Annotated in this window: 8 protein-coding genes; 3 read left to right on the forward strand and 5 right to left on the reverse strand. The window is 44.7% G+C overall.

Annotation, left to right across the window (positions count from 1 at the left end; translation table 11 throughout):
• On the forward strand, window positions 1-2480 hold a 2480-nt coding region (gene purL / locus ACWVCM_RS12280), incomplete at its 5' end, for a phosphoribosylformylglycinamidine synthase (RefSeq protein ID WP_455202046.1).
• A 31-nt stretch (window positions 2481-2511) separates the two neighbouring features.
• Here purL and ACWVCM_RS12285 read toward each other — a convergent pair.
• From ACWVCM_RS12285 to ACWVCM_RS12305, 5 genes are all read right to left on the reverse strand, one after another.
• On the reverse strand, window positions 2512-3381 hold the full coding sequence (locus ACWVCM_RS12285) for a hypothetical protein (protein WP_455202047.1): 870 nt from the start codon (window positions 3379-3381) through the stop codon (window positions 2512-2514).
• A 38-nt stretch (window positions 3382-3419) separates the two neighbouring features.
• Window positions 3420-3779 (reverse strand): hypothetical protein, encoded by a 360-nt coding sequence (locus ACWVCM_RS12290; RefSeq protein WP_455202048.1) that lies wholly within the window; start codon window positions 3777-3779, stop codon window positions 3420-3422.
• Between the two features lie 271 nt (window positions 3780-4050).
• Window positions 4051-4887: a phosphate/phosphite/phosphonate ABC transporter substrate-binding protein gene (locus ACWVCM_RS12295; protein WP_455202049.1), complete on the reverse strand. Its 837-nt coding sequence runs from the start codon at window positions 4885-4887 to the stop codon at window positions 4051-4053.
• 179 nt (window positions 4888-5066) lie between these two features.
• Window positions 5067-5417: a cupredoxin domain-containing protein gene (locus ACWVCM_RS12300; RefSeq protein WP_455202050.1), complete on the reverse strand. Its 351-nt coding sequence runs from the start codon at window positions 5415-5417 to the stop codon at window positions 5067-5069.
• 16 nt (window positions 5418-5433) lie between these two features.
• Window positions 5434-6459 (reverse strand): cytochrome-c peroxidase, encoded by a 1026-nt coding sequence (locus ACWVCM_RS12305; protein WP_455202051.1) that lies wholly within the window; start codon window positions 6457-6459, stop codon window positions 5434-5436.
• Window positions 6460-6944: 485 nt separating this feature from the next.
• On the opposite strand from ACWVCM_RS12305, the gene ACWVCM_RS12310 reads away from it, so the two are divergent.
• Together ACWVCM_RS12310 and ACWVCM_RS12315 are read left to right on the forward strand one after the other, a co-directional pair.
• A complete protein-coding gene (locus tag ACWVCM_RS12310; protein WP_455202052.1) occupies window positions 6945-7316 on the forward strand; it encodes a c-type cytochrome in 372 nt (123 codons plus the stop codon).
• A 179-nt stretch (window positions 7317-7495) separates the two neighbouring features.
• The coding region (locus tag ACWVCM_RS12315; protein ID WP_455202053.1) for an AAA family ATPase at window positions 7496-8117 on the forward strand (622 nt) is incomplete at its 3' end.

Below are 8117 nucleotides of genomic sequence, written 5' to 3' on the forward strand. Positions count from 1 at the left end.
AGCGTAGCAACCCGGAAATCCAGCGTCGTGCCCAGGAAGTTATCGATCAATGCTGGCAACTGGGGGATAACAATCCAGTTGTATCTATTCATGATGTAGGCGCCGGCGGTTTATCCAACGCATTTCCCGAGCTGGTGCACGATAGCGACCTGGGTGGGCAGTTTGACTTGCGCTTGATTCCCAACGATGACAAAAGCATGTCACCCATGGAAATCTGGAGTAACGAAGCACAGGAACGATACGTATTAGCCATTAGCCCGGAGCGCCTGGCTGATTTCGAGCGCATCTGCCAGCGAGAGCGCTGCCCTTATGCCGTTGTAGGCGAAGCTACGCAAAAACAACAGCTGGTTTTGCAAGATCCACAATTTAACAATACGGCGATTGATATGCCGCTTGATGTATTGCTGGGTAAACCACCCCGGATGTTGCGTGATGTGAAACATCAGGAATGTGCCATTCCACCGGTTGATACAGGCTCTATTGAACTGCAAGATGCAGCACAGCGAGTATTACGGGCACCAACTGTCGCCAATAAAACATTTCTGATCAGTATTGGCGACCGAACGGTTACCGGACTGGTAACGAGGGATCAGATGGTCGGTCCCTGGCAAGTGCCGGTGGCGGATGTGGCGGTAACCGCAGCCAGTTTCGATACTTACCTGGGTGAAGCAATGGCGATGGGTGAAAGAACCCCCACTGCGTTGATCGATTCAGCCGCTTCTGCCCGTATGGCCGTGGGGGAGGCGATCACAAACATCGCGGCGGCTGCGATAGCTAACTTAAGTGATATTAAATTGTCGGCCAACTGGATGGCACCCGCCGGACATCCGGGGGAGGACGCGGCACTCTACGATGCTGTTAAAGCTGTGGGCATGGATCTCTGTCCTGAACTCGGTATTACTATTCCGGTGGGAAAAGACTCCATGTCTATGAAAACTGTTTGGCAAGAGGATGGTAAAGAAAAATCAGTGACAGCACCGGTGTCATTAATTATTTCAGCATTCGCGCCTGTTGAAGACGTGAGACGGACATTAACTCCTCAGTTGCGCACAAACATTCCAGAAACCAGTTTAGTTTATATTGACCTGGGTTCAGGGCAGAACCGCCTGGGTGGTTCGGTGCTGGCGCAAACCTGTCAACAGATGGGTAATACAGCCCCTGATGTTAATGCAACATTGTTGAAAGGATTTTTTGGCGCAATTCAGGAACTCATCAAGACGCGACTAGTATTGGCTTATCATGATCGAGCCGATGGCGGGTTATGGGTAACCTTGTGTGAAATGGCTTTTGCCGGTCATGCCGGGATTACTATTGATATTAAAGGCCTGGGTAGTAATGCGTTCGATGTTTTGTTTAACGAAGAGTTGGGCGCTGTGCTGCAAATTGACAATAGCAAAAAAGAAAAAGTGCTGGATGTGTTGCAAAAAGCCGGGCTTGAGAACTATTGCCACATTATCGGTAGCGTTAACAACGAAGATCAGGTTGTTATCAATGACTCGCATCAACCATTATTAAATTTTAGTCGTGTTGATTTGCAGCGAGTATGGTCTGAAACTACCTATCAAATGCAGGCCTTGCGAGATAATCCAGATTGCGCAAAACAGGAATATGATGGTTTGCTTGATACCAGGGATCCGGGAATACAGGTTAACACCACTTTTGATATCAATGAAGACATTGTGGCGCCTTATATTAGTAAGGGCGCGAGGCCCAGGGTTGCCATATTAAGGGAGCAGGGTGTTAACGGCCAGATTGAAATGGCGGCGGTATTTGACCGGGCTGGTTTCGCGGCTATTGATGTGCATATGAGTGATGTTATAGAACAACGTATTAATCTGCAGGATATGCAAGGTATCGTTGCCTGTGGTGGATTTTCCTATGGTGATGTGCTGGGGGCAGGCGAAGGCTGGGCAAAGTCAATCTTGTTTAACAGTTATGCCCGGGATCAGTTTGAGTCCTTTTTCAATCGTGGTGATAGCTTTGGCCTGGGGGTCTGTAATGGTTGCCAGATGATGTCAAACCTGTACCAGTTAATTCCAGGTGCAGAACTTTGGCCGCGCTTCGTGCGTAATACTTCTGAACAATTTGAAGCTCGCTTCTCAACAGTTGAGGTTGAAAAAACAACTTCTTTATTTCTAAAGAGTATGTCGGGTTCTCGCATGCCAATCGCGGTGGCGCATGGTGAAGGGCGGGTCGAGCTGCGGCAGGGTGTTTCAGTGCAAGACCTGGAGAGAGCCAACATCGTCGCGCTCAAATTTGTTGATAATTATGGTAATGCTACGGAACGTTATCCCTTAAATCCCAATGGATCACCACAAGGTATTACCGGCCTGACAACTATTGATGGCCGTTTTACTATCATGATGCCGCATCCTGAGCGTGTTTTTCGTTCCGTGCAGAACTCCTGGCATCCTGATGAATGGCGTGAGGATTCGCCCTGGATGCGTATGTTCAGGAATGTGCGGAAGGCTATCGGTTAAGTTAGCGCTTTTGCAGGTATTTGTAGCGTTGCTAGCCTTCTGCCGAACGTTTGCGACGCACTCTTTGGGGAGCCTGGTTTTGTCGAAGAGATGACAGGGCCTTACGCTTACTGTCATCCATTAGATCATCAGAATCCCCGGCGATGCTGTTATCTGTGGTTAGTATCTTGGTTAATCGGGCATTCTCTTCCTTCAACGCCTTAACACTTCGCGTTAATTGTACATGGACGATTTGCAGTTCTTTCAATGCCCTGGGCAGGCTGGTGAAATTTTCAACGTCATTTTTATTTTCCACAATGGCCTGTTTCATGTCGCTAAGCATACCGAAATGTCTTCCGACAATTCGCTTCAGGCGTTTGATTTCGCTTTGTAGCGGTGTCAACGTGACATAGGCAATTGTCGGGGAGTTTTTATCGATGCGAATTTTTTGATTGAGTGTTGGAATTTCAGTGTCTTCGAGTTCCTGCAGTTGAGGGGTGCCTCCGTCTTCAGTCTCTACCCCCGATTCAGGATTTGCTTCAACAACGGGAGACGGCATAAGTTCACTTAGCCTTATACAGAGATTGTCCCAATAGTCATCGCCGTCCTCTTTATTGACCACGGCATCAATTTCTGCCTGTATAAACTGAATTCTTTTGTCGAGCATTTGCGACTCTTTTTTGCGGTGCCGGTACTTGGTTTTCTTTATGGGTTCCATTAACTCAGAAAGTTTTACCCCAATGTTGTCCAGCTCGACTAACTCAGCTTCCATTTTTTTTTCATATTCGGCAACGCGATTGCGATAAATTTCCAGTAACGCTGCTTGTTTGTGTTTTTTTCGGGTAAACAACAGGCTGGCTAGAAAAGAAACTATTGCAATCTCAGCAAGGCATAATATGAGTAATGTAAATGTCAGGGACATGGTTGTTTGTTATGTGGCTTTCTCTGTAACGTTCTTTCTTACGTAGGGTCCGATTTGGTTTTGTGCAAAGGTGATTGTGTTGCTCTTATAGATGCCAGTGTGCTGACTGACTGAGAATCAAGTCGTTTGCGCAACAGGTAAGCGGCAGCGCCGAACACAATCAATATTCCATTGAAGCTGGTAAATATGATTAGCGCCTGTTCCAGGTGTGGCATCATCTGTTGAATTTCTGACAGCAAACCACCAGTGTCGGATTGTGATCCAGCATTTGCCGACGGTTGTGTCTCAGCGATGAGTGCATCACCGGTTTGTATCGATGTGGCGAAAACATTTGTGGCAAGTGTGTACGTCACTATCACGACAATAAAAACAGTTACTTTTAAAGAAGCCGAAGTCATATATCCATACATCCAAAAAGTTGTTTCAAAATGAATGACTTGAACTATTTGTTAATGCAATATCAATACCGCAAAAGTGAAATTATTTCTCCATAGCGATCGGACCATACGAGAAAAACCATTTATAAGTAATGGTGCTATACAAACGGTGTAAGATGATAATTTTGTTCTGGTTAGATGGCTTGGCTAACGGTAGAAGAAGATAACGATTTCTTCATTTAAGAAATCGTTATCTTGAAAAGTCAAAGAATGACCAATGAAAAGCGCGTTATTACTGGGAAAGCTGGCGTTTCAATATTCGTACGTCATCCCATTCCTGGTCAGAAGCTTCTGCAATACCTTTAAATTTAACATTGCTGAGCAGCCGTTTGCCTTTCGCATCGTCGCCAAGGCTTAAAAATGCCTGTTGTACGCGAGCCAGTTGGTCCGGTTTAACACGTGGGTGCGCAGCAAACGCGTTGGATGAATATTGCTTTGATGACCAGATTACACGTAATTTAGCGTGTGCATTGGGATTGATCCCGTTCAGACTATTTATTTCACCGGCGCCGGCGACTACGTCACCATGTACCACTGCACGATAGACCGATTTGTCAGACTCAACGAACTCTTCATTCACAGCAATCCCTTTGCGACTCAAGCTTGCTCTGGTGAGTACCGTCGAGGTAAACCGGCGAGGATCTGATAAAGCTAATGTTTGGCTGTCCAGGTCGGCCAGGGTTTTAATCGAGCTGTCACGATGTACTACTATGACACCTTTATCTTTCTGGCCCTGCTCTTTGGCAAAGGCTTCATAACCAATGGCGTCGTGCACTTGCGTATACATATGGGCATTGAGCAGTACAAAATCATATGCGCCTCTACTCAATTTTCGCTCAAAATCTTCAGCATTATTTGCGGCTTCGAAACGAATCTTTTGTCCGCTATTCAGGCTAACCTGTTCTACCAGCATCTTCCACTGAGCGGTTGTATAAGAATTTTTTCCCGTAGGTAAAAACCCAAATACGAGTTCAGTTGAAGCTGATTTAATATCAGCGATCGAAGCAGAAATAGATATCAATAATAAAGATAAAGCTACAATTACCTTTTTTAGTGTTGCTTTAACCATGTCGTCACTCCCGACATCTTTTGTATGAAAAGACTGAATTAGGTCCAGTACACTAAACATAGTTACAGGACATTTTGCTTATTTTTTATATCGGCACAAACGATAGATGTTTAAGGGTTATCGGGCTTATGAAGACCGAGCTCGACTTGAAGCTGTATTTTTCAGGAAGGAAAAAGTATTTATTTAACAGTCACTTCCAGGAACATATTGGGGTGAATGGCGCATTCGATTTCGACGGTACCTTTTTTATCAAATATAACCGGCTTTGAAACGCCTTTTGGGTAAGAGCCCAGATCGAAGGTTTTCAGGTCTGACAGGGAGAAAATGTTGTGAAACCAGGGGTCCTTATTCATAAAATGTATCGTATCGCCCTGGTTAACAGTAATGGCTTCCACTTTTTCGTTATTCAGCAGGAAGGTTTTGTTTTGCTGGTCAATAGTAATGTCTTTTGCCTGAACCAGGGCGATTCCACTGCTTGTCACAAGAAAAAATGCTAATGCAAATAGTCCAATGAAAAGTTTGTTCATCATATCAATTCCTGTTTAATCAATTCGGTAAAATTGGAACTGTTATTGGATTTGATTGCTCGGTCAAAGCTTTTAAGAATTCCAGCAAATCGGATTTTTCCCGCTGAGTCAGTTTTACTGCCTTCATCTCAGGTGAAAGGCTGGATTTATCTACGCCTCCTTTCACATAATGTTCAATGACTTCTTCTAAAGTCTGGTATTCGCCATTGTGCATATATGGCGCGGTGCGTTCGATCTCGCGTAGCGTTGGAGTTTTAAATGCACCTTTCATAACATTCACTTTTACAAACTCATAACGTCCAATGTCATCGCCATTGTTCAGGCCGATATTATGGAAACTGCCGTCAGTAAAATGTTGTCCTTCATGACAAACACTGCAGCGCGCTTTTCCGTCAAATAGCTCAAAGCCACGCTTTGCTGCTGCTGAGAGTGCATTTTCATCACCCGCTACCCATCGGTCGAAAGGCGAATTGTAGGCGGAAACAATGCTGCGCTGAAAACTTGCCAGGCCTTTGCCAATGGTTTTTTCAGTGATACCTTCACCAGGATAGGCTTTATTGAACAGGTCGATGTAACCGGGGATAGCTTTTAGCTCCTGAATTAAAACCTGGATATCCTGATTCATCTCAACGGAAGACTTAATGGGGCCACTGGCCTGTTCTTCCAGGGATCGGGCACGGCCATCCCAAAACAGACGTCTGCTATGACCGACATTAACAATCGTTGGTGTCGCGCGTGTTAATTGTTGCGACTTATTTCCTACTGCTTTTTTTAATCCATCCGTCCAGTACAAAGAAGGATTGTGGCAGGTTGCACAACTCATCTGGTTGGTATCCGATAAGCGAGGATCGAAAAAAAGTGCCTTGCCCAATTCAATACGTTCCGGGGTCAGTTGATTGTCCTTTGGAATACGCATTTTTTTAGAAGGCAGGTAATCAGATTTAGCAGCCAATACAGGCGGAGATAATCCCCAGCCAACAAGCAATACTATCGCGAAAATTACTGCTACACGGGCTGCTGTTTTTTGTTGCCTGACGCTACTCATGTAATCACCAACCTTCAACAGAATTCCTTTCCAAAAACTTCCTGTTGTTTTATTTCGTGTAAGCAATACCTGCATACATTGCTGTTATTGAAGCAAGAAATGCCCCGGTTCTTAGTTATATTCCTGACAATTATCGTCTTCTCTGCTGTATATCTTGAGAATTCTGCTATGTTTTTCAGTCATCAATGTCAATGAATGCCTGATTAATGGATCAATAACAGCATTTCGCCTGTGGTTATTAATAAACAACAAAGACTGTTCTTATTGCGCTGACCTGAATTAATAAACTTTTCCTCCGTTAAAGTATTGTTTGGACATACCGATGCCAAATAACAGGCGCTTGAATACCAATATTAATGATTGAAACTTTACCAATAACAATGCATCAACAATTGACTAATTAGTCTCTCTCTATGATGATTTTGAATCCTGTGGCATGTCGATTTTATTGCAGTATTTTGCTATTTCTGATTTGTAGCTCAGTTGTGGTGAATACTCATGCGGCACATGATTTGGTAAGCGATGATGACCCAAGGTATCACCAGGGTCTTAAAATTTACGCAGATTATTGCTCCCGTTGCCATGGCGAGCACGCCAATGGTAGAGGGCGGATAGTACCCTTGTATGTCAAAATGAAGAGTGCACTACCCAGTAATTTCCAAATAGGGCTTTACGCATTCCGGCCCAAAGAATATCTGGCAAGTATTGTCCGTGACGGTGGTGAAAAGCATTCTTTAAGTCAATATATGCCACCTTTCGGTGGTGAGCTCACCGCGAATCAAATTGATGATGTGGTATATTTCATCCAGAGGATTTCCCAATATTCTGGAAAAACCTCCCTGCATGAAACGAAGTAAGCTCAAAAAGAAAAACAAATACAATTGCTTATTTAATATGTTGTTTCCAGGCAAGCATTGCTTAAAACGTGTCCCTCTTTAGGGATATACGCCCCCCATACAAAACCATATAATATCAGTCACTTAGATCCTCCTGTTATGGTGTTTATGGAATTAATTAAAAGGCTATCTATTTACTCATGCGTCCCAATCATCTATTAGCTGTTATCGAAAAAGAATTTGAGAGTACTGAACATGGTCATCATACGCCCGTTATGCTGTGGGGGCCGCCAGGAGTGGGTAAATCGCAAATGGTTGCGCAAGTTGCACATAAACATCAAGTGCCTGTCATTGATATTCGATTGTCACAAATGGAACCCAGTGATCTGAGAGGCATTCCTTTTCGTTCGGGTGATCGTGTGGAGTGGGCAGTACCTTCAATGTTACCCGATGCCAAACGTCATGGTGAACGCGGCTTCCTGTTTCTGGACGAAATTACTTCGGCACCACCTACGGTATCCGCTGCAGCCTATCAATTGATTCTTGATCGTCGCCTGGGTAACTACCTGGTACCGGAAGGATGGGTTATCATCGCAGCGGGTAACCGGCAAGGTGATCGCGGTGTGACGTACGCGATGCCGGCACCACTGGCGAACCGCTTTTCGCACTTTGATGTAGATACTCACCTGGATGACTGGGTAGCCTGGGCTTATGAAAATGGCATCGATGATCGTGTTATCGCCTTTGTACGTTTTCGGCCCGAGTTATTATTTGATTTTGATCCAGCACAAAATCCGGTAGCGTTTCCATCTCCCCGATCCT

The organism is Kaarinaea lacus, assembly GCF_975902315.1.

Bases quoted from the DNA above. Each gene is read 5' to 3' on its own strand.
- ACWVCM_RS12285 (WP_455202047.1), bottom strand. From the start codon at position 3,381: ATGTCCCTGACATTTACATTACTCATATTATGCCTTGCTGAGATTGCA.
- ACWVCM_RS12290 (WP_455202048.1), bottom strand. From the start codon at position 3,779: ATGACTTCGGCTTCTTTAAAAGTAACTGTTTTTATTGTCGTGATAGTG.
- ACWVCM_RS12295 (WP_455202049.1), bottom strand. From the start codon at position 4,887: ATGGTTAAAGCAACACTAAAAAAGGTAATTGTAGCTTTATCTTTATTA.
- ACWVCM_RS12300 (WP_455202050.1), bottom strand. From the start codon at position 5,417: ATGATGAACAAACTTTTCATTGGACTATTTGCATTAGCATTTTTTCTT.
- ACWVCM_RS12305 (WP_455202051.1), bottom strand. From the start codon at position 6,459: ATGAGTAGCGTCAGGCAACAAAAAACAGCAGCCCGTGTAGCAGTAATT.